At 70.1% G+C, this 20,142-nt stretch carries 21 protein-coding genes; 7 read left to right on the forward strand and 14 right to left on the reverse strand.

Annotation, left to right across the window (positions count from 1 at the left end; genetic code table 11):
• Positions 1 to 12: 12 nt before the first annotated feature.
• Positions 13 to 1,086, forward strand: a complete 1,074-nt coding sequence (hpaD, locus tag FFF93_RS10675; RefSeq protein WP_138768935.1) for a 3,4-dihydroxyphenylacetate 2,3-dioxygenase — start codon at positions 13 to 15, stop codon at positions 1,084 to 1,086.
• On the opposite strand, the gene FFF93_RS10680 is transcribed toward hpaD, so the two are convergent.
• From FFF93_RS10680 to FFF93_RS10705, 6 genes are all read right to left on the reverse strand, one after another.
• Entirely contained in the window at positions 1,083 to 2,495 is a 1,413-nt protein-coding gene (locus tag FFF93_RS10680) for an MFS transporter (protein WP_138768934.1), read from the reverse strand. The two genes, hpaD and FFF93_RS10680, sit on opposite strands and share 4 nt — an antisense overlap.
• 89 nt (positions 2,496 to 2,584) lie before the next feature.
• On the reverse strand, positions 2,585 to 5,650 hold the full coding sequence (locus FFF93_RS10685) for an AAA family ATPase (RefSeq protein WP_138768933.1): 3,066 nt from the start codon (positions 5,648 to 5,650) through the stop codon (positions 2,585 to 2,587).
• Positions 5,647 to 6,822, reverse strand: coding sequence for an exonuclease SbcCD subunit D (locus FFF93_RS10690; protein ID WP_138768932.1), 1,176 nt, complete (start codon positions 6,820 to 6,822; stop codon positions 5,647 to 5,649). Before FFF93_RS10690 ends, FFF93_RS10685 begins: the two co-directional genes overlap by 4 nt.
• Positions 6,823 to 6,887: 65 nt before the next feature.
• Positions 6,888 to 7,841, reverse strand: coding sequence for an MIP/aquaporin family protein (locus FFF93_RS10695; RefSeq protein WP_138768931.1), 954 nt, complete (start codon positions 7,839 to 7,841; stop codon positions 6,888 to 6,890).
• 94 nt (positions 7,842 to 7,935) lie between these two features.
• Positions 7,936 to 8,274 carry a DUF202 domain-containing protein gene (locus FFF93_RS10700; RefSeq protein WP_138768930.1) on the reverse strand — a complete coding sequence of 113 codons (339 nt, stop codon included), beginning with the start codon at positions 8,272 to 8,274 and terminating at the stop codon, positions 7,936 to 7,938.
• Positions 8,271 to 8,627 (reverse strand): YidH family protein, encoded by a 357-nt coding sequence (locus FFF93_RS10705; RefSeq protein ID WP_138768929.1) that lies wholly within the window; start codon positions 8,625 to 8,627, stop codon positions 8,271 to 8,273. The genes FFF93_RS10700 and FFF93_RS10705 overlap by 4 nt, the downstream gene beginning before the upstream one ends.
• Before the next feature lie 127 nt (positions 8,628 to 8,754).
• On the opposite strand from FFF93_RS10705, the gene FFF93_RS10710 reads away from it, so the two are divergent.
• Entirely contained in the window at positions 8,755 to 9,906 is a 1,152-nt protein-coding gene (locus tag FFF93_RS10710) for an ADP-ribosylglycohydrolase family protein (protein WP_138768928.1), read from the forward strand.
• Here the strand turns inward: FFF93_RS10710 and FFF93_RS10715 are convergent.
• Both FFF93_RS10715 and FFF93_RS10720 read right to left on the reverse strand, forming a co-directional pair.
• Complete coding sequence (locus FFF93_RS10715) at positions 9,893 to 10,489, reverse strand: DUF4395 domain-containing protein (protein WP_138768927.1); 597 nt, start codon at positions 10,487 to 10,489, stop codon at positions 9,893 to 9,895. The two genes, FFF93_RS10710 and FFF93_RS10715, sit on opposite strands and share 14 nt — an antisense overlap.
• A gap of 62 nt (positions 10,490 to 10,551) precedes the next feature.
• The gene (locus tag FFF93_RS10720) at positions 10,552 to 11,565 is read right to left on the reverse strand and encodes an exonuclease domain-containing protein (RefSeq protein WP_138768926.1); all 1,014 of its coding nucleotides are present in this window, start codon (positions 11,563 to 11,565) and stop codon (positions 10,552 to 10,554) included.
• 67 nt (positions 11,566 to 11,632) lie between these two features.
• Here FFF93_RS10720 and FFF93_RS10725 point away from each other — a divergent pair, with 67 nt between their 5' ends.
• Entirely contained in the window at positions 11,633 to 12,400 is a 768-nt protein-coding gene (locus FFF93_RS10725) for a VTT domain-containing protein (RefSeq protein WP_138770424.1), read from the forward strand.
• A gap of 19 nt (positions 12,401 to 12,419) precedes the next feature.
• Here the strand turns inward: FFF93_RS10725 and rdgB are convergent, their stop codons facing one another.
• The 4 genes from rdgB to murI all read right to left on the reverse strand — a co-directional run bounded on the left by rdgB (position 12,420) and on the right by murI (position 15,767).
• Entirely contained in the window at positions 12,420 to 13,085 is a 666-nt protein-coding gene (rdgB, locus tag FFF93_RS10730; protein WP_186372140.1) for an RdgB/HAM1 family non-canonical purine NTP pyrophosphatase, read from the reverse strand.
• Positions 13,082 to 13,840, reverse strand: coding sequence for a ribonuclease PH (rph, locus tag FFF93_RS10735; RefSeq protein WP_138768925.1), 759 nt, complete (start codon positions 13,838 to 13,840; stop codon positions 13,082 to 13,084). The genes rdgB and rph overlap by 4 nt, the downstream gene beginning before the upstream one ends.
• Positions 13,841 to 13,902: 62 nt before the next feature.
• A complete protein-coding gene (locus FFF93_RS10740) occupies positions 13,903 to 14,700 on the reverse strand; it encodes an MBL fold metallo-hydrolase (protein ID WP_138768924.1) in 798 nt (265 codons plus the stop codon).
• Positions 14,697 to 15,767, reverse strand: coding sequence for a glutamate racemase (gene murI / locus FFF93_RS10745; protein WP_138768923.1), 1,071 nt, complete (start codon positions 15,765 to 15,767; stop codon positions 14,697 to 14,699). Before murI ends, FFF93_RS10740 begins: the two co-directional genes overlap by 4 nt.
• Positions 15,768 to 15,958: 191 nt before the next feature.
• Between murI and FFF93_RS10750 the strand changes: the two genes are divergently transcribed.
• A complete protein-coding gene (locus FFF93_RS10750) occupies positions 15,959 to 16,726 on the forward strand; it encodes an EAL domain-containing protein (RefSeq protein ID WP_138768922.1) in 768 nt (255 codons plus the stop codon).
• Positions 16,727 to 16,740: 14 nt separating this feature from the next.
• Here FFF93_RS10750 and FFF93_RS10755 read toward each other — a convergent pair whose 3' ends face one another.
• Both FFF93_RS10755 and clpS read right to left on the reverse strand, forming a co-directional pair.
• A complete protein-coding gene (locus tag FFF93_RS10755) occupies positions 16,741 to 17,301 on the reverse strand; it encodes a DUF2017 domain-containing protein (RefSeq protein ID WP_138768921.1) in 561 nt (186 codons plus the stop codon).
• The gene (gene clpS / locus FFF93_RS10760) at positions 17,294 to 17,665 is read right to left on the reverse strand and encodes an ATP-dependent Clp protease adapter ClpS (protein ID WP_138768920.1); all 372 of its coding nucleotides are present in this window, start codon (positions 17,663 to 17,665) and stop codon (positions 17,294 to 17,296) included. Before clpS ends, FFF93_RS10755 begins: the two co-directional genes overlap by 8 nt.
• A 37-nt stretch (positions 17,666 to 17,702) precedes the next feature.
• Between clpS and FFF93_RS10765 the strand changes: the two genes are divergently transcribed.
• The 3 genes from FFF93_RS10765 to FFF93_RS10775 all read left to right on the forward strand — a co-directional run bounded on the left by FFF93_RS10765 (position 17,703) and on the right by FFF93_RS10775 (position 20,102).
• Entirely contained in the window at positions 17,703 to 19,031 is a 1,329-nt protein-coding gene (locus FFF93_RS10765) for a nicotinate phosphoribosyltransferase (RefSeq protein WP_261375079.1), read from the forward strand.
• Complete coding sequence (locus FFF93_RS10770) at positions 19,032 to 19,676, forward strand: isochorismatase family protein (protein ID WP_138768919.1); 645 nt, start codon at positions 19,032 to 19,034, stop codon at positions 19,674 to 19,676.
• Between the two features lie 81 nt (positions 19,677 to 19,757).
• Complete coding sequence (locus FFF93_RS10775) at positions 19,758 to 20,102, forward strand: hypothetical protein (RefSeq protein ID WP_138768918.1); 345 nt, start codon at positions 19,758 to 19,760, stop codon at positions 20,100 to 20,102.
• The last annotated feature ends 40 nt before the right edge of the window (positions 20,103 to 20,142 follow it).

Raw genomic sequence — 20,142 nt, forward strand, 5'->3', positions numbered from 1 at the left:
GGAGTACCCACCATGGCAAACGACATCATCACGCCCACGGTCCCGGCGCCGGACATCGTCCGCTGCGCCTATATGGACCTCGTGGTCACCGACCTGGAAAAGTCCCGCGCCTTCTACGTGGACCTGCTGGGCCTGCACGTCACCTACGAGGATGAGGACGCGATCTACCTGCGCTCCTTCGAGGAGTTCATCCACCACAACCTGGTGCTGCGCAAGGGGCCGGTGGCCGCGGCCGCGGCGTTCGCCTACCGGGTCCGCACCCCCGACGACGTCGACAAGGCAGAGGCCTACTTCGCCGAAATGGGCTGCCGCACGGAGCGCCGTAAGGACGGCTTCGCCCGCGGGATCGGCGACTCGGTCCGGGTGGAGGATCCGCTGGGCTTCCCCTACGAGTTCTTCTACGAGGTGGAGCACGTGGAGCGCCTGACCCAGCGCTACGATCTCTACAGCGCCGGCGAGCTGGTCCGGCTGGACCACTTCAACCAGGTCACCCCCGACGTGCCGCGCGGCCGGAAGTACCTCGAGGACCTGGGCTTCCGGGTGTCCGAGGACATCAAGGACTCCGACGGCGTCACGTACGCGGCCTGGATGCACCGCAAGCAGACCGTCCACGACACCGCCCTCACCGGCGGCGACGGCCCGCGGATGCACCACATCGCCTTCTCCACCCATGAGAAGCACAACATCATCCAGATCTGCGACAAGATGGGCGCCCTGCGGATCTCGGACCGGATCGAGCGCGGCCCCGGCCGGCACGGCGTGTCCAACGCCTTCTACCTCTACATCCTGGACCCCGACGGCCACCGGGTGGAGATCTACACCCAGGACTACTACACCGGCGATCCGGACAACCCCACGGTGACCTGGGATGTGCACGACAACCAGCGCCGCGACTGGTGGGGCAACCCGGTGGTCCCGAGCTGGTACACCGAGGCCTCCCTGGTCCTGGACCTGGACGGCAAGCCGCAGCCGCTCGTGATCCGCACGGACAGCAGCGAAATGGCCGTGACGGTCGGCGCCGACGGTTTCGCCTACACCCGGGAACCGGGCGAGGAGCGCGGCTTCAAGCTCGGCTCGCAGCTCTAGCGCGGGGCGGCCGCCGTCGTCTTACCTCGGTGGAGGACGACGGCGGCTGCCGCGCCGAGCAGGAACAGCGCCGCCGCGGCACAGACCGGAACCAGGAACGCGGCCGAGTAGCCGAGGTTCTGCGCCAGTTGGCCGGCGATGGACGAGCCCACGGCGGTGCCGGCGACGATGCCGCTGGCCAGCGCCGTCATCACCGTACCGAGTTTGCCTGCCGGGGCCACAAGGCCGCCGATGGCGAACACGGTGACCATCAGCGGACCCACCGGCAGGCCCAGGACCAGGAGTACCAGGATCATGGGCGGCGCCGTCGAGGGCAGGAGCAGCAGGGCCGCGAGTCCCGCCATCAGGGCGGCGCAGGCCAGCCACCGGGCGTTGACGCTGAACCGCCGGGGCCAGTAGGCCACCGACAACGCCGCGCCGGCCGAGCTCAGGCCCATCACCGCGTACAACAGACCCGCCAGTTCCGAGCTCGCAAAGCTGGCCGCGAAGGAGCTCAGGGACGTCTGCGTCGAGCCGAAGAACGTTCCCATGCAGACCATGGCCAGCACCGGCAGTCCGACGGCGGCAATGCCGGCCGCACGCTGCCCGGCCGTCAGCGCCTTCCGCCGCTGCCGCTTCGCGGCCGAGGCTGTCCGGCTCCGCGCCGGGGTGCGCGGCACGGCACGGTGCGTCGGGTGCACGGCGAAGGCGGGGACCAAGGTGAGGGTCAGCACCGCGGCAAGGGCGAGCGGCAGCCAGGGGCTGATAAGGCTGGCCAGGATTCCCACCAGCGCCGGGCCCAACACAAAGGTCAGCTCATCGGCGGTGCTCTCGTAGGACAGGGCGGTGTCCAGGTCGTCGGCGCGTCCGGCCCCGCCCCGGGAGCTCAGGGCCATCCAGCGGACCCGGGCCAATGGGCCAACCTGCGGGCAGCTGGCGCCGGCGACAAACGCCGCGGCGAGCACCGGAACCGAGGCGGCCAGCTCCCGGGCCGCCGGAACCAGGTACGCGGCGAGGATGAGGGCGGTGACGGCCAGAGTGTTGAAAACGGCGGAAACGAGCAGGACCGGGCGTTGGCCCATCCGGTCCGCGAGCGCGCCCAGCACGGGGGCGCCGAGCGCCGAGCCGATGCCGACAGCGCCGGCCGCGGCCCCGCCCACGGCATAGGAATCCGTGACGGCGGTGACGAGCGTCAGGGCGCCGACGGTGAGCATGGCCAGCGGGAGGCGGGCGAACAGGCCCAGCGGGATGAAAGCGCGGCCGGCCAGCAGGGGAAGCCGGGCAAAGCGGCCGCCACGGCGTGCCGCTGCGGTGTCAGGCGATGGCGAGGCAGTGGTTGTTGTCGCGGTGGTCGTTGTGTCGGTGGTTGTTGTCTCGGTGGAGACGGGCGCCGCAGAGACGGGCGCCTGGGAAGACGGAGAGGAAGTCATGTTTCCGGGTTCGTTCGATGGTGCGCATCGTCCCTCCTCCCGATGCGCGCGACCCGGTAACGATCAGATTATACCCGAGCAGCTTGGCCTCAGGCCGGGGCATCGTCCGAGATATGCAGCGTCGAACCGTTGCGGCCCTTGACCACCTGCAGCTGGGTGGTGATCCGCTGCTTCATTTCCGCCACGTGGCTCACCAGGCCCACCACCCGGCCGCCGTCGCGGAGTCCCTCAAGCGCATCCATGACCTGCTCGAGCGACTGCTCGTCGAGGCTGCCGAACCCCTCGTCCACGAAAAGCGTCTCAATGTCCACCCCGCCGGACTCCATCTGCACCACGTCCGCGAGGCCGAGGGCCAGCGCCAGCGAGGCCATAAAGGACTCCCCGCCGGAGAGCGTGGCCGTGTCCCGGCGCTGGCCTGTCCACTGGTCCACGACTTCCAGTCCGAGCCCGGATTTCTGCCCCCGGGCCGCCCGCGCGTCGGTGTGCTGCAGGGTGTACCGGCCGTCGCTCATGCCGATCAGCCGCTCCGAGGCCGCGGCCGCCACCTGCTCCAGCCGGGCCGCGAGCACGTAGCTGTTCAGGCTCATGCGGTACGTGTTGTCGCCGGCGCCGCGGGCGGCCTCGGCGACGGCGCTCCACAGTGCCGCACGTTCCCGCCGCTCCCGGCCGGCTGCGGCCTGTTCCGCGTAGTTGGCGGAGATCCGGCCAAGGGCCCGCACCGATTTCCCGGCCAGCCCCGCGGCCAGCACGGACTCCCGGGTGGCGCGGTCAGCCGCGGCGGTGTCCTCCCGGAGCTGGGCGAGCACGGCCAGGTCCACGGGGCCGTCCGTCGCCAGCTCCCGGGCGGCCAGGGCGAGTTCCTCGCCGGCAAAGAGTTCCTCGAGCCGGGCGGCCTCGTCCTGGCCGGCACGGACGGCGGCTTCCAGGCCGGCGGCGTCGTGGGCCGGGAGCAGCACCGAGCGGGCTGCGGCGGCCGACTCGAAGCCGGCGGCGGGGAGGGCCTGGTCCAGCTGGGCGCGGGCCTCCGCGGTCCGTGCCCTGGCCTGTTCGAGGCTGCCGGCAGCGGCATCGGCGCGTTCGAGCAGTGCTGTCGTTCCGCGGACCGCGTTCAGGCGCGTCCCGAGGCTCGGGTGCCCGGAACGCAGCCCCGCCAGGGCGGCCTCGAGTTCGTCAGCCTGCCCCCGGACCGCGCTGAGGGTGGATTCGGTCTGGGCGATCCCGGCGGCGGCCGCCGTTTGGCCTTGTTCCGCGGCCGAAATCTCTACCTCCAGCTCGCCGCGCCGCGCCCGGTTGGCCGCGAGTTCCTCCGCGGCAAGGGTCGCTTCGGCCGCCCGCTCCTTCGCCAGGGCGGCGTCGCTACGGGCAACATCCGGCGCCGTGTCGCCGCCCTGCGCGGCCAGGACGGCCAGGTTCTGCTGCGCCTCGCCCAGCTCTCGTTCCAGCGCAGCCAGCACGGCCTCGGCCGCCTCGGCGGCTTCCTGTGCGGTCTTCTCGGCGTCGGCGATGGCCAGGGCGGAGGCCGCGGCCGGAGCCGGAGCCGGGTGCTCGGCGCTGCCGCAGACAGGACACGGTTCATCCGGGATCAGCTGGGCCGCGAGTTCCGCGGCGGCATTGGCGAGCCGCTCTTCCCGGAGGTCCAGCCAGCGCTGCCGCCGTTCCTGATGAGTGTCCCGGGCCAGCCGGTGCCGCTCGGCGATCCCGGCACAGCTTTCCGCGGCCCGGGCGTATCGGCCCACCATGGCGACCAGTTCGTCCGCGGCCGCGGCCTCCTTGGTGCGCAGCTGGACTTCCGCGGCCAACTCCTCGAGCGGGGCCAGGGCGGCCGCAAGCGCCGCGGACTCGGCGCGCAGGGCGGCCAGGGCCGCGGCGCCGGAGCGGTGTGCCTCGTGCAGTCCGTCCAGGCTGAGCTGCAGTTCGGTGCCGCGGGTGATCAGTGCGGCCAGCCGGTCCTCGTCCGGCAGCCGCTCCTCCAGGACCGCCCGGAGCGAACGCAGCCGGCCGAGTTCGCCCCGCAGCACAGTGCCCGCAAAGAGCGGCGCGGCGGCCGGTGGCAGATCCGGCGGGGCGGCCGGCAGTGCGGCAAGTTCCGGGTCGGCGAGGGCTGCGGCCCGCAGTTCCGCGGCTGCATCGGCGGCGGCCGCGGCAGCCCGGTCCTCCGCGGCCTCGGCGCTGTCCACGGCCTGCAACTGACCGCCGAGCACTTCGGCTTTCCGGTGCCGCTGCAGCCGTTCGGCCGCGTCCCGCAGCTCGGGGGCTGCCGCCTCGGCGTCGGAGCGGCGCTGTTTGGCCGCCGCGAGTTTGGCCTGCCGCTCGGCGCGCGCGGCCGTTCCCTCCAGCCGCGCGGCCAGTTCGCGGCCCTGCCGCTCCGCCTCGGCCGCCGCGGCCTGCCGCTCGGCCGCCGCCGCCGCTGCAGCGTCCCCGAGCCAGGCCAGCAATCCGTCGGCGTCCTCCCGGGCCGGCGCACCGTCCAATTCGAGGCCCAGTCCTGCTGTCTCGACCTCAGCCTGGGCCAGCAGCAGCATGAGCTGGTTGTTGAGGCTTTCCACCTCCGCACGGGCCTCGGCGGCCCGCCGCCCAAGTTCCTGTTCCACCGCTTCGAAGCGCTGGGTGCCGAAGAGGCTTTGGAGCAGCACTAGCCGGTCGGAGGCCTTCGAGCGCAGGAAGGCGGCGAAGTCGCCCTGCGGCAGCATCACCACCCGGGTGAACTGTTCCCGGTCCATGCCCAGCAGGGCAGTGATCTCGGCGCCGGCCTCGTCGTTGCGGCCGGACTTTTCCAGCCATGCGCCGTCCACCTGCTCTCGCAGCAGGGTGTTCGCCTTCTGTTCGGTGAAGCCGTTTTTGCCCCGGGCGCTGGGCTTGTTCCAGGCCGGCGTCCGGGAAACCTCGAAGTGCCTGCCCTTGGCGGAAAACTCGCAGGTGACGCGCGGCTCGGCGGCGGCGTCGGCGTGGTCGCTGCGCAGCCGCTTGCCCTCTTGGCGGGCACCGGGCACGGAGCCGTAGAGGGCAAAGCAAATGGCGTCCAGGACGCTGGTTTTCCCGGCTCCGGTGGCGCCGTTGAGCAGGAAGAGCCCGTGCGCGCTCAACCGGTCAAAGTCGATGACCTCCGTGCCGGGGAACGGACCGAACGCGGAGATTTCCAGGCGGTGGATCCTCACCGGGACACCCCTTCCAGTCGGACAGCTTCGAGCGCTTCGGCCAGAACGCCGGATTCGGCTTCATCGGCAGCGCGGCCCCGGACGTGTTCCAGGAAGCCGCAGCAAATAGAGAGATCATCCCCGGCCTGGGCCAACCTGCTGCTGTAGCTGGTCTTCGCCGACGCCTCGGCGCCCTGCGGGTCGAAGCCGAGCACGAGCGTGTCGGGGAAACGGGCCCGCAGGCGTTCCATCGCCTGGGACGGGCGCTGCGGGTCGGTCAGCGTGATCTGGCAGTAGGCGCCCTCGGCCCAGCCAAGTTCCTCGGCGGCAAGCAGCTCCTCGAGGGTGCCCCGGAGCACGGCGAGCTGGCGCGGCGCGTCCCAGAGCACCTCGGTGACGTCAGTAACGCCGGTGGCATCCACGTCGATCAGCCAGCCGCCCTTCTGGTGCTTCGCTTCGGAGAACGAGTAGGCCAGCGGGGAGCCGGAATAGCGGACGGCGGGCGAAAGCGTCTGCCGTCCGTGCAGGTGTCCCAGGGCGGTGTAGCTGAAGCCGTCGAAGAGATCCAGCGGCACGGCGCCGACCCCGCCGATGCTCAGGTCCCGTTCGCTGTCGGAGCTGATCCCGCCGCTGGCGAAGGTGTGTGCCAGCACCACGGAATGCACTGTCCGGATCTTCGCCCGGGCCGCGATATCGGCACGGATCAGTTCGGTGGCGGCACGGGTGACCTCGAAGTGGCTGGCGGTCTCGACACCCAGCTGCGCGGCGACCAGCCGCGGTTCCAGCCAGGGGATGCCGTAAATGGCGAGCATGGGCCCAGCGCCGGCGTCATCCGACAGCGGCAGCAGCAGCGGCGAGTCCAGTTCGGCGAGCCGGGTGCGCAGGTGTACTCCCCCGCGTTCGAGCAGCCGGGAGGCAAACCCGAGCCGGATGGCCGAGTCGTGGTTTCCGCTGGTCAGCACCACCTTGGCTCCGGCCCCGCTCAGCCGCACCAGTGCGTCGTCCAGCAGGCCGACGACGTCGACGCCGGGCAGCGCGCGGTCGTAGACGTCTCCCGCGATGAGGACGACGCCGACCGACTGTTCGCGGACCACGTCGATGAGCTGGTCGACGAAGGCGCGCTGGGCCTCGAGCATCCCGACGCCGTGGAACGACCGGCCCAAATGCCAGTCCGAGGTGTGCAATAACCGCATGCCACTACGCTAGCGGCTGCCACCGACAGTTCTGCGCACCGGGCCGGCGCCGTCGGCGGCGTCAGCTACGGGGTGGGCTTGTCGAAGAAGTCGCGGGCCTCGTCGGCCGGCGCCGGAGTGAGGGTGCGGGCCGGCGCGGCAGGCGCCGTGTCGCCACGATAATCCAGGCCAGCCGGGTCCTCGCTGTCCCCGAGGTCTTCGACGTCAGCGAATCCGTCGCGTTCGTCCGGGTCCGCGGGGGCGGCCGCCAGCGGCGCCGAGGTGTGGGCAAAGCCACGGAACACCAGGCCGGCCACCGCGGCACCGACCAGCGGCGCCACCCAGAAGAGCCAGAGCTGGCCCAGGGCGTCAGGGCTGCTGAACACGGCCGATGCCGTCGCGCGGGCCGGGTTGAACGGGGCATTCCCGATGCTCTGTCCCAGCTGCAGCAGCACGGCCATGCTCAGGCCGACGGCGAACGGCGCGGCGGCCCTCGCCGGATTGCGTCCCGCGGTGGTGCCGAGATAGACCGCCACGAGCAGCGCGGCGCCGAGTACCTCGACCAGCAGGACGCCGGGCATCGGGGCCTGGATCACCGAGCGCGCGTCAAAGCCGGCTGCCACCGTGTCGAATGCCGCGCGGGTTCCGTTGAGCTTCGGGACGGTGCGCAGGATGCCAAACAGCGTCAACGCGCCAAGCAGGGCGCCCACCAGCTGCGCGCCGAGGTAGGCCGCGGCCTCGACCGGACGGATCCGCCCGGCGATCAGGTTCCCGAGCGTTACAGCGGGGTTGTAGTGGCCCCCTGACAGGTAGCCGAAGGCAAGCATGGCCGCGGTAAGCGCCAAGCCCGCCGCCAGCGACGCGGACAGCGGGTTGTACTGCGGTACGGCGAACAGCGGTACGCCCAGGCCCACGGCCACGACGAACAGGGTCCCGAGAGCCTCGGCGGACAGCCGGGCGAGGAGGCCGGGCTGCCGGTCGGCGAGGTCGGTGGACGGCTGGGCACCGCCGGGCCCGGAGGCTGGCACTGGCAGGGTCATGGCGCGGAGATCCTTTGGTAGGGGGTCATAGTCTGGTTGGAGTCTGCCAGCGGAGGCTGGATGTTCGCTGGAGGCCCGCCGGGCCGGGCGGTACCTAGGTCCCGAGGGCGATCGCGGCCACCGTGCTCACGGCGAGCGCCAGGACAGCCGCAGTTGCACTGAACATCAGCGCGGCCGGGACCGCTTCGGTGGAGCTGCGCAGCTGCCGGGAGCGCACCCGGACACAGACAAAGAGGACCACGGTGGATCCGAGCGCCGCAGCGGCACACAGACCCAGGTAGTCGAAGCGGTCGGCGGCGTGATCCCGCGCTCCGGAGACCGCCCAGGTGCGCCAGATGAACAGATCCGCGACGACGAGGGCCAGCAGGGTCCGGCCCCAGGCCAAAGTGGTGCGTTCCGGCTGCAGCCCGGGGTCCCGCGGCGGCGCGGTCACCGTGCGATCAAGATCAGGATGGCGATGGTGAGCGCGGCAATGGCGACACCGACGGTCATGACCAGCATCAGCCCGGAGTAGGGCAGCTCCCGGTTGTTGCGCATCGCGGCTTCCATCCGGCCCCAGCGGTGGTAGGCCAGCGCTGCCAGTCCGGCGCCGAGGACCGCCAGCACGACGCAGATGACGATGCGCACCGGCCCCGGGGCGATGTTGGGTGCGAGCTGGTCGATGGCGAGGGCCCCGGCGATCAGGGCCAGCGAGGTCCGTACCCAGGCCAGGAAGGTCCGCTCGTTGGCCAACGTAAACCTGTAGTCGGGTGTGCTGCCTGTCTTCCGCCACGCTGGTTCGCGCATCACTTTCCCTTGTCAGTCCTTTGTTCGGGGCCGCGGCACCATGACGAACCTGGCACCACCAGCACCCTACCCGCCCAGCCGGCGCCGCGTTCCCGCCCGGGCCGGGCTGCGGGGTAAATTTGAAAGCATGAGCACTGAGCCCGGCAGCACCGACGCCGCAACCCCCGCGGCGGCCCCCGCCGCAACCCCCGCACCGTCCCACGCATCCCGCATCCACGGCTGCCTGCTGGGCGGTGCACTCGGCGATTCGCTGGGCTACGCCGTGGAATTCGAGAAAATCGACTCGATCCGCGCCACGTTCGGGCCCGAAGGGCTCCGCGACTTCGCGGAGCTGGGCGCCGGCAGCCATTTCTCCGACGATACCCAGATGACGCTGTACACCGTGGACGGCCTGCTGGAGGCGCTGGAGTGGGCCAACTCGGGCGTGGCGGCGGACACGAACGCCTGCCTCTGGCTAGCCTACCTGCGTTGGCTCGGCAGCCAGGGCGTGCCGATACCCGATTCCGCGCCGTTCCAGCCGCCGCGCTGGATCGACGGCCACGAGGTGCTCCGGCACCGCCGCGCGCCGGGCAACGCCTGCCTCAGCGGCCTCGCCACCGGCGAAATGGGAACCGTGTACCGGCCGGTCAACCCGGATTCCAAGGGCTGCGGCACGGTGATGCGTTCGGCCCCGTTCGGGTTGATCCCGCACATCGAGGCGGAATCGGTCTACAAGCTCAGTGCGGACGCGGCGTCGCTGACCCACGGGCACCCCTCGGCACGGCAGAGCGCCGGCGTGTTCAGCCTGCTGATCCACTCCCTGGCCAACGGCGGAAGCCTGGACGAGGCGGCCGGCTTCGCACTCTCCCGGCTGCAGGCGGGCCGGCTGCCACGGGGCGAGGAACCCGATCCGGTGCTGCTGGAGCGGCTGGCGGCGTCCGTTCGGCTGGCCGCTGCCGGCGACGGCGGCCTGCTGGGCGCCGAGGAGCTCGTCCGCGAACTCGGTGAGGGCTGGGTGGCCGAGGAGGCACTCGCCGTCGGGCTTTATGCTGTACTGGCCACCGCCCCCGCAACGACGACGACGTCGGCGTCCGCCGGGCCGGAGGACCACTTCCGGGCGGCGATCGCGGTGGCTGTGAACCACAGCGGGGACAGCGACTCCACCGCCTCGATCGCGGGCAACATCCTGGGCGCCCACTACGGCGAGGACTGCCTGCCGGCGGACTGGCTGTCGGCGCTCGAGGCGCCGGAGCTCATCCGCGGCATGGCCGAGCGGCTGGCGGCGGTTACGGGCGCCTGAGGGAAATGTTGTTGCAGGCTTCGCAGACATCCTCGGGGATGAGTCCGCGGCGCTGCAGCATCCCGAAGATCGCGCAGCCGAGGCAGAAGCCGGCAAAGGCCTCCAGCGAGGCGGCAACGATCAGGAGCGCGAGCAGGATCCAAGCGGCCGGGGCCAGACCTGCGGCGAGGAGGATGGCGGCCGTTGTGGACAGGGCCGCCCCGATGCCCTGAGCGAAGCGCTTCGGCGGGCCGGGGACCAGCCTCTTCTTGCCCAGCCACGGCGTCAGGACCTTGACCGAGAGCACACCGAAGGGCGAGATCCGCGGGCCGAACAGCACGCGCAGCCAGAAGCCGGCCGCGATGACCGCCAGCCCCCAGCCGAAGCCAGTCAGCAGCGTCGCGAGCGAGAGCAGCACCACGAGGGCTGCGGTGATCCGCGCAGAGTACTCGTTCACCGGGTTGGGGAAGGCAAACACCTTGCCCCAGTCGATCCCGCCCCGTGGGTCGGCGGCGGGAGCCTGTGCTGTTCTGTTCTCCCCGGAGATGGTCTCCCCAATGGTGTTTCCCCCCGGGCGGGCGTCTGCCGAGATCAGTTTGCTCATCATTCAAGGCTAGGAGCGCCCGGGCCCGGGACGAAATGATTGTTGCGCCGTGTGACCCCGGCTCAGCTCGCCGCCGCCACGTGGCCGCCAACCATCTGCAGGAACTCCCCCTCGGAGACGACTTCGATCCGCTGGCCGCGCTCATGCAGTTCCAGCACCCGGCGCGCCTTGCCGGTCAGCCGGCCCGACCGCAGGTCCGACGCGACGAAACCGTCCCCCACCACCAGGACCGTGGTGCGGGCCGTGACGCGGCTTTCGGGCCGTGCCCCCAGTTCGGCCGAGCGCAGCTTCGCCTCCGGCCTCGGAATCGCCAGTTCCCCGGTAAACACCACGGTCTGCCCGAACAGCGGGTGGTCCGGTTCGGCCGCGGCGTTGGGCACCGGGTTGGCCCCCTCCTCCGGCCAGCCCGGCCGGAACGGGCGGGTCGCGGCAGCCGGGCCCTGGCCGGCGGCCAGCGCGGCGAGGGCCGACTGGGTGGCCTTGGACAGCGGGTCGCGGCGTGGGTCGAAGGCCGGCTGGCGGGACACGGCCAGCCCCAGCGAGAGGTAGAGCTCCGCAATGCCGGCGGCGCCGTTGCGGGCGGCGATGTCGATCAGAATGCCGGCGCAGGCGCGCGCGTCCTCGGCGGCGTCGTGGTGGTTCAGCAGCGGAACCCCGGCTTCGGCGGCGGCGTAAGGCAGCGAATTGGACACCAGCGAGTAGCAGCGCCGGGAGAGCATGACGGTGCAGACGTAGTCGTAGGCGGGACCAGGCAACCCGGACACCTCCAGGCCGGAGCGGATCACCCCCAGGTCAAAGGCGGCGTTGTGGGCGGCCAGCACGTCGTCGCCGATGAAGGCGCCGATCTCCGGGAACAGCTCACCGAACCGGGGCAGGCCAGCCACCTGCTCGGGCCGGATCCCGTGGATGCGGACGTTGTGGTGGTCGAAGGCGTCGTGGTTGGCGGGCGGCCGCATCAGCCAGGAGGCCTCCTCGACGACGACGCCGCCGCGCACCTTGCTTAGGCCGACGGCGCACGGCGAGCCGCGGAAGCCGTTCGCGGTCTCGAAGTCGATCGCCGTAAAGTCCAAACCCACGCTCCAACTTTAGCGCCGGAACCGGCCCGGGCCCGTCAAGTACCCTAGATAGGTGAACCTCTATACGCTGCACGACGCCGCCGTGACCACGCTCGCGGGCGCCGGACCGGTCCAGCCGCACCTGTCCTCGTTCCTGCCCGACTGGCTCAATCCCCAGGTCTTCCTGGCCGACCCGGCCCTGGCGCCGTGGGTTGTCGTGCTGGTCTGCGGCATCATCTTCGCCGAAACCGGCCTGCTGATCGGCTTCTTCCTGCCGGGCGATTCGATGCTATTCACGGCCGGACTGCTCGTGGCGACGGACACGATCAAGTTCAACATCTGGGCGTTCGCCGCGCTGATTGTCGTGTCCGCGATCATCGGCAACCAGGCAGGCTACCTGATCGGTTCCAAGGCCGGTCCCGCCATCTTCAACAAGCCTGACTCCAAGCTGTTCAAGCGGGAGAACGTGGAAAGCGCCCACGCGTTCTTCGAGAAGCACGGCGGCAAGGCACTCATTCTGGCCCGCTTCGTGCCCATCATCCGGACGTTTGTCCCGGTGATTGTCGGCGTGGCCCAGATGAGCAAGCGCAAGTTCTTCATCTACAACGTGATCGGCGCCGTGCTGTGGGGCGGCGGCGTCACCCTGCTCGGCTACCTTCTGGGCGACAGCGTGCCGTGGGTGCGCAACAACCTGGACATCATCTTCATCGCGATCGTCCTGCTCTCCGTCATTCCGATCGGCATTGAACTGGTCCGCGGTGTCATCGCCCGGCGCCAGGCCGAGAAGTACGGAACCGACGTCGTGGAAGAGTTCCTTGAGGAGCACGAGCCCGAAGAAGAGCGAAAGACGCCCTAAGCTGCGGGAACGGCGCTGGCTACTTTCCCGCCAGCGCCTCCACGATCGCCGGCAGCAGCGCCCGGAAGGCGTGGCCGCGGTGGCTGATGGCGTTCTTCTCCTCAGGACTCAGCTCGGCGCAACTGCGGTCCAGGCCGCTGGGCTGGAGCACCGGGTCGTAGCCGAAGCCGCCGGCACCGCGCGGCTCCCGCAGCAGCGTGCCTTCCAGCTGGCCGTACTCGACCACCTCACGGGCCTCCCCGCCGGCCTGTTCGGGCACGGCCAGCGCGGCGGCACAGACAAAGGCCGCGCCGCGGAATTCGTCCGGCACGTCGGAGAGCTGGTCCAGCAGCAGCCGCAGGTTCGCGGCGTCGTCCCCGTGCCGTCCCGCCCAGCGCGCCGAGAAGATGCCGGGGGCGCCGCCGAGGACGTCCACGGCCAGGCCGGAGTCGTCGGCGATCGCGACCAGGCCGGTGGCGTGTGCCACGGCCCGGGCCTTGAGCAGCGAGTTTTCCGCGAACGTCACCCCGGTTTCGGCGACGTCGGGGGCACCGACGGCGCCGGCGTCCACCACCTGCGTGTCGACGTCGAGCCCGGGCAGCTGCCCGCGCAGCAGCTCCCGCAATTCCCGCAGCTTGCCCTGGTTGTGGGTCGCGAGGACCAGCACCGGGCGGGCCTCCGGCTGAGCGGACGCAGCGCCGCTCACGGGGCCTCGGCCAGGGTTTCGCGCTGGATCGCGGCGAGCTGTTCCGTGCCCAGCAGGGCCAGGTCCAGCAGTTTGTTGAGCTCGTCGCGGTCGAACGGAGCGCCCTCGGCGGTGCCCTGGACCTCGACGAACTTGCCCGAACCGGTCACCACGACGTTCATGTCGGTCTCGGCCCGGACATCCTCCACGTACGGCAGGTCCAGCATCGGCACGCCGTCGATGATGCCTACCGAGACGGCTGCGATGGTGTCCACCAGCGGCTGCGCGTTGCGGGCGATCAGCTTGTTCTCCCGGGCGTAGCGGATCGCTTCGGCGAGGGCGACGTAGGCGCCGGTGATCGCCGCGGTGCGGGTGCCGCCGTCGGCCTGCAGGACGTCGCAGTCCAGCACGATCGTGTTTTCGCCGAGGGCCTTTGTGTCGATGATGGAGCGCAGCGAGCGGCCGATCAGTCGGGAAATCTCGTGGGTGCGGCCGCCGATCTTGCCCTTGACGGACTCGCGGGCGGAGCGGGTGTTCGTGGCCCGCGGCAGCATGGCGTATTCGGCCGTGACCCAGCCCCGGCCCTCACCCTTGAGCCAGCGCGGCACACCCTCGGTCAGCGACGCCGTGCAGAGTACCCGGGTGTTGCCGAACTCGATAAGTGCCGAGCCTTCGGCCTGCTTGGACCAGCCGCGGGTGATGCTGATCGGGCGGAGCTGGTCGGGGGTGCGGCCATCGGCGCGGATGACGGGGGCAGTGAGGGCTTCGGAAGTCATGCCTTCCAGCATATCGACTCGGCGCGGGCTTCTCCCCCGGACCCTGTTCAGACGGCGTACGTTTAGACGGTGTAGTGCACGCCCGCCACGGCAACGGCCACGTGCTGGCCGAAGACTTCCTTGGCTTCCGCCATCACGGTCGTCGGGGACGTCCACACCGGGATGTGCGTCAGCAGCAGCCGACGCGCCCCGGCAGCAACCGCGGCCTCGGCGGCACGCTTGCCGGTCAGATGGACGTCCTTGATGCCGTCGTCGCGGCCCTCTTCGAACGCCGCCTCGCACAGGAACAAGTCGGCGTCCCGGGCGGCGTCCTCGAGGCCGCCGCAGGAGTCGGTGTCCCCCGAGTAGCTCAGCACGCGGGTGAGCGGGGTTCCGTCCTTGCCCGGCTCGGTCACCTCCACCCGCAGGGCGTAGGCCTCCTCGACCGGGTGGTTCACCGCGAACGGGGTAACCGTGAACGGGCCCATGGTGACCGGTTTGCGCTCGGACCAGTTGCTGAAGTCGAATTCCTCGTGCATGCCCGGATCCAGGTCCAGGCCGTAGGCGGTGGCCATCCGGTCCGCGGTCGCGGCCGGCCCCCAGACCGGGATCCTGCCGCGCCCCCAGCCGCCGGGCTTCCAGCGCACCGCGACGTGCAGTCCGCACAGGTCCATGCAGTGGTCCGGATGCAGGTGGGTGAGGAAAATCCCGTCGATGTCCTCAAGGTCCGTGTAGCGCTGGATCGCGCCGAGGGCGCCGCTGCCGAGGTCCAGCACGATCTTCCAGCTCCGCTCGCCGTCGTGCGCGGTCAGCAGGTAGCACGACGCCGGCGAGCCGGGACCGGGAAAGGACCCGGTACACCCCACGATGGTCAGCTTCACAGGCCGGACCCCCGGAGGCCGTTCAGCGGCGCCCCATCGGCGGAGACAAAGTTGGAGATGCGCGGCCGGTTCGCGCCGGCCTGCGCGGCGGCCAGCATTTCCGGGGTGATCCGGGCCAGGCTGCCGGTGGGGTACTGCGCCGCGACATGGTCGACGTGGCGGACGCTGAGGACCTCCGGGCCGAGGAAACGGCGGGCGAGGTGCTCGAACTGCGCGGCGTCGCCGGTGGCGATGAAGTGGTGCTCCGGCGCGGAGGTCCCGGTGCGTTCCAGGCCGCGGGACGCGAGCGAACGGTAAACGTCCTTGGCCGTCTCCTCCGCGCTGGACACCAACGTGACATCCTCGCCCATGACGTAGGAGATCACTCCGGTGAGCAGCGGGTAATGGGTGCAGCCGAGCACCACGGTGTCCACCCCGGCGGCCTTCAGCGGTTCAAGGTATTCGCGGGCGACGGCGAGCAACTCCGGGCCCGTGGTGATGCCCGCCTCCACGTAGGGCACGAAGGCCGGGCAGGCCACCGAGGTGATGTGCAGGTCCGGCGCCGCCGCAAAGGTGTCCTCGTAGGCGCGGGAGCCGACCGTGGCCGAGGTGCCGATCACGCCGACCCGGCCGCTGCGGGTGGCGGCAACCGCGCGCCGGACGGCCGGCTGGATCACTTCAATGACCGGAATGCCGTACCGGGCGGTATAGCGTTCCCGGGCGTCGCGGAGCACGGCGGCGGACGCCGAGTTACAGGCGATGGTGAGCAGCTTGACACCGGAATCCACCAGCTCGTCCATCACGCCGAGTGCGTTGGCGCGGACCTCGGCGATGGGCAGCGGACCGTAGGGCCCGTGCGCGGTGTCGCCGACATACAGGATGGACTCGTTGGGCAGCTGGTCAATGATGGACCGTGCGACCGTGAGGCCCCCGACGCCGGAGTCGAAGACGCCGATCGGGCGCTCCCCCAGCCCGGCATTTCCGGCGCTGCCCGCTGCGGTCTCCGCCGCAGCTGGCGCTGCCGGATCCGTGCTCGATGCTGAAGTCATGATTATTCGAGGATAGGGCTTCGCTACAGGTGCGGCCATCACATTGTGTCGCGCAACTCGTGTCTAATGGGTCACACCGGTCTCCGGCGGCGGGGCGACGCGCGGAGGGCCGGTGTTCGCCGGTGACGGCCTGCCGCTGCACCGGGCCGATATGCTTTTGGCTCCGTCGAGTTGTCGGCGGCGGCCGTCGTGCACAACGGTGGGCGCAACCAGGGGGAAGGGACCGCACAATGGCATGCGATGGCTGCACGACGTCGTCAAAACTCGACTTCGACTTCAGCATGGCTTTCCAGCCGATCTACGACGCCGCTGCCGGCCGCGTCTGGGGCTACGAGGCACTGGTCAGGGGCTCGGCCGGCGAGGGTGCCTTCAGCGTCCTGTCACGAGTCGCCCCCGAGCAGAAGTACCGCTTCGACCAGGACTGCCGGGTCAAGGCAATCGAGCTGGCCTCGCGGCTGTTTCCTGCCGGTGAGGACTTGATTCTTTCCATCAACTTCATGCCGAACGCGGTCTACGAACCGGCGGCGTGCCTGCGTGCGACGCTGCTGGCAGCCAGGCGCTGCAGCTTTCCGACGACGTCAATCATGTTCGAGTTCACCGAGAACGAAGAAGTTTCGGACACCTCCCACCTCACGAACATCATCACCGAGTACCGCAAGCACGGCTTCACCACCGCCATCGACGACTTTGGTGCCGGACATGCGGGCCTGGGGCTCCTGGTCGATTTCCAGCCCGACCTGATCAAGATCGATATGAAGCTCATCCGGGGAATCCACACGAGCCCGGCCCGTCAGGCCGTGATCGCCGGCATCGTCGGCATCGCCAGGGAGCTCGGTATCACGGTGCTCGCAGAGGGCATCGAGACGGAGGCGGAGTTCCTGGTCCTCAAGCGAGCGGGGATCCGCCTGTTTCAGGGATATTGGTTCGCGAAGCCGGCCTTCGAAGCGCTTCCCCAGATCCTCTCGGTGCCAGTCGCCGGCGTCACCACAGTCGCCTAGCCTTCAGCGGCCCCCTACGCCTCGAGCGAGGCCAGCATCGCCTGGACCAAGGACTCCTGCAGCCAGGTGGTGAAGTTGTACACCAGGGCCAGGTAGCTTTCAACGTCCTCCGCCTGGGACCAGTCCTGCATCCGGTGGACATGCTCGGCGTCGGCGTCGTCCCGGATGTCGAGGCGTTCGGCGAGCACCAGCCGGACGTCGTTGAGCGCCGTGGACCAGTGCCGGGCGTCCGCGGGCGTGAGCACCAGTTCGTCCTTGTCCAGGCCGAGGGCCGCCGCCTTCAGCGCGCCGATCTTGCTCTCGCGCAGCGAGCGCTCGGTGTAGCGGCGGAACTCGAGGGAGGCCTCGTCGTCGTCCTTCATCACGTTGGGCAGCAGGCGCCGCAGGGCCCGGTCGGACGGTTCGCGGGCCTCGCTGTCGAGCCCGACGAGCGCGGCCAGAGGATCCTGGTTGGGGCGTTCCTCCGGTTCCAGCATGGAAATGACGTCATCGAAGAGGCTGCGCAGCAGATCCCGCTCGGCCGGCTCCAGGAAGCCTGTGATGCCCTTGAGCCCGTCCTTGAATGCCTTAGCCACGCTTACCCTTGCCCTTGCCTGATCCGTTGCCGCCGCCGTGGCCGCCGGTGGCCTTCTCCACGGTGGCCCAGAGGCCGTAGCCGTGCATGGCGACCGCGTGCTGCTCCACCTGCTCCTTGCTGCCGTGCGCCACGATGGAGCGGCCTTTCTTGTGCACCTCGAGCATGAGCTTGTTGGCCTTCGCCTCGGAGTAGCCGAAGTAACTGCGGAAGACGTAGCTCACGTAGCTCATCAGGTTCACCGGATCATTCCAGATCACAAGGTTCCAGGGGATGTCCGGGGCGGTCAGGACGTCGGTGGACGCCGCTGTTCCGGTCTGGGTGCTCTCCTGGGTGTCAGGGCCGAGCGCAACGCTAAGGGTCATCTGTCCATTCTATGGGGCGGCGCACTAGAGTGAATTTGTGAGTACCTCTGCCGGCTGGGACCATCCCCGCACGTCCCTGTACACCGACCATTACGAGCTGACCATGCTGCAGGCCGCGCTGCACTCCGGCGCCGCGCACCGCAAATCGGTGTTCGAGGCCTTCGCCCGGCGGCTGCCGGACGGACGCCGCTACGGCATCGTGGCCGGAACCGGCCGGCTGCTGGAAGGGATCGCCGACTTCCGCTTCGGCGACGCCGAGCTCGACTTCCTGCGCCGCACCAAGGTGGTCAACGAGGAAACCTTGGAGTACCTGGCGAACTTCTCCTTCTCCGGTGACATCTGGGGCTACGCGGAGGGCGAGGCGTACTTCCCCAACTCCCCCATCCTGATTGTCGAATCCACCTTCGCCGAGGCCTGCATCCTCGAGACGTACATCCTCTCGATCCTGAACCACGACAGCGCTATCGCCTCCGCGGCCTCCCGCATGATTACCGCCGCCGGCAACCGGCCCTGCGTCGAGATGGGCTCCCGCCGGACCCAGGAGGAATCCGCCGTCGCTGCCGCCCGGGCCGCCGTGATCGCGGGCTTCGACAGCACCTCCAACCTCGAAGCCGGCCGCCGCTACGGGATCAAGACGGTGGGCACGGCCGCCCACTCCTTCACCCTGCTGCACGACACCGAGCGCGAGGCGTTTGAGGCGCAGATCGCCTCGATGGGCGCCGGCACCGCGCTGCTCGTGGACACCTACGACGTCGAGGCGGCCGTGCGCACCGCCGTCGAACTGGCCGGCGCCAAGCTGGGCGCCGTCCGCCTGGACTCCGGCGACCTCGTGGCCCAGGCGCAGTGGGTCCGGCAGCTCCTCGACGAACTCGGCAACGAGAACACCCGGATCATCGTCACCTCGGACCTGGACGAATTCGCCATTGCCGCGCTGCAGTCCGCCCCGGTGGACTCCTACGGCGTCGGCACCTCGCTGGTGACGGGCTCCGGCGCGCCGACGGCCAGCATGGTCTACAAGCTGGTCAGCCGCACCGACGACAACGGCGACTTTGTTGCGGTGGCCAAGGCGGCGAAGAACAAGACCAGCAAGGGCGGCCGGAAGTATGCCCTGCGCAAGCTCAACGAACGCGGTACCGCCAGCCAGGAGATCGTCGGGATCGGGCACCGCCCGGACGACGACGGCAACGACCGGCCGCTGCTGCAGCAGTTCATCAAGAACGGCGAGCTGCTGCCCGGCTGGACCGGGCCCGAAGGTGTGGTGCGGGCACGGCAACGCCACGCGGACAGCATGCGGGAGCTTCCTGCCGTGGTCAACCGGCTCCAGCGCGGCGAAGCAGCCATCCCCACCATCTACGAGGAGGACTGAATGTCACGCGCCTTGATCATTGTTGACGTGCAGAACGATTTCTGCGAGGGCGGGGCGCTCCCTGTCGAGGGCGGGGCTGCCCTGGCCGCCGAGATCAGCGAATACGTCGACGCCCACCACGGGCAGTTCGACCACATCGTCGCCACCCAGGACTGGCACATCGAGCCCGGCGCGCACTTCTCGGACGAGCCGGACTTCGTCGACAGCTGGCCGAAGCACTGCGTCGCCGGAACCCGGGGTGCCGAGCTCCACCCGGACCTGGACACCGAATACATCCAGGCCTACTTCCGCAAGGGACAGTTCACCGCGGCCTACTCGGGTTTCGAGGGCCTGCTCGCCCCGGACGACGCCGTCCCCACCGGCGACCGCACGCCCGGCTCGCTGCCCGTCGGGGGCGCCGATGCCGCTGAGGCTTTCGCCGCCGGCGAGGATGCCATCGGCCTGGACGACTGGCTGCAGAGCCACGACGTCGAGGAGGTTGTGGTGGTGGGAATCGCCACCGACCACTGCGTCAAGGCCACCGCGCTGGACGCCGTCCAGGCCGGCTACTCCGTCACCGTGCTGCGCGGGCTCACCGTGGGCATCGCGGAAGACCTCGACGACGCCGTGGCCGAGATGGAACTCGGCGGCGTCGACATCGCCTGAGCTCGTCGCGGCGTCCGCCCGCACAGTAGACTCGGAATCCTTGCCAGTAAACGTCTGATCCGTAAAGCCCCGGAGTACACCATGAAGAAGATCCTGACCGTCCTGATCGCTGCCGGGACCCTGCTCGGCGCTGCCGCCTGCTCGGCCCCGAAAATGACGAGCGAGGAAACCTGCGCGCGCATCAAGACCATCACCGCCTCGCCGACCTCCAGCTCCGACAAGTTCGGCATGACCCGGCTGGCGAACCAGATCCGGCCCATCGAGGCGAACGCCTCCGAAGAGCTCCAGGCCCCGCTGCAGTCAATCGTCGACTACCTCGACGAGTCCGCGAAGAAGGACCCGGACTCGGCCAAGCTGGAGGATCTGAAGGCCAAGTACACCTCGGCCGGCCAGACCTTCTCCCAGGCCTGCGGCGCCGCCCAGTAACGGCGGGCGTACCAGCGCACGAAAAAGGGACCGGTCACCC

It is taken from the genome of Arthrobacter sp. KBS0702 (genome assembly GCF_005937985.2).
Taxonomy (GTDB): Bacteria; Actinomycetota; Actinomycetes; order Actinomycetales; family Micrococcaceae; genus Arthrobacter.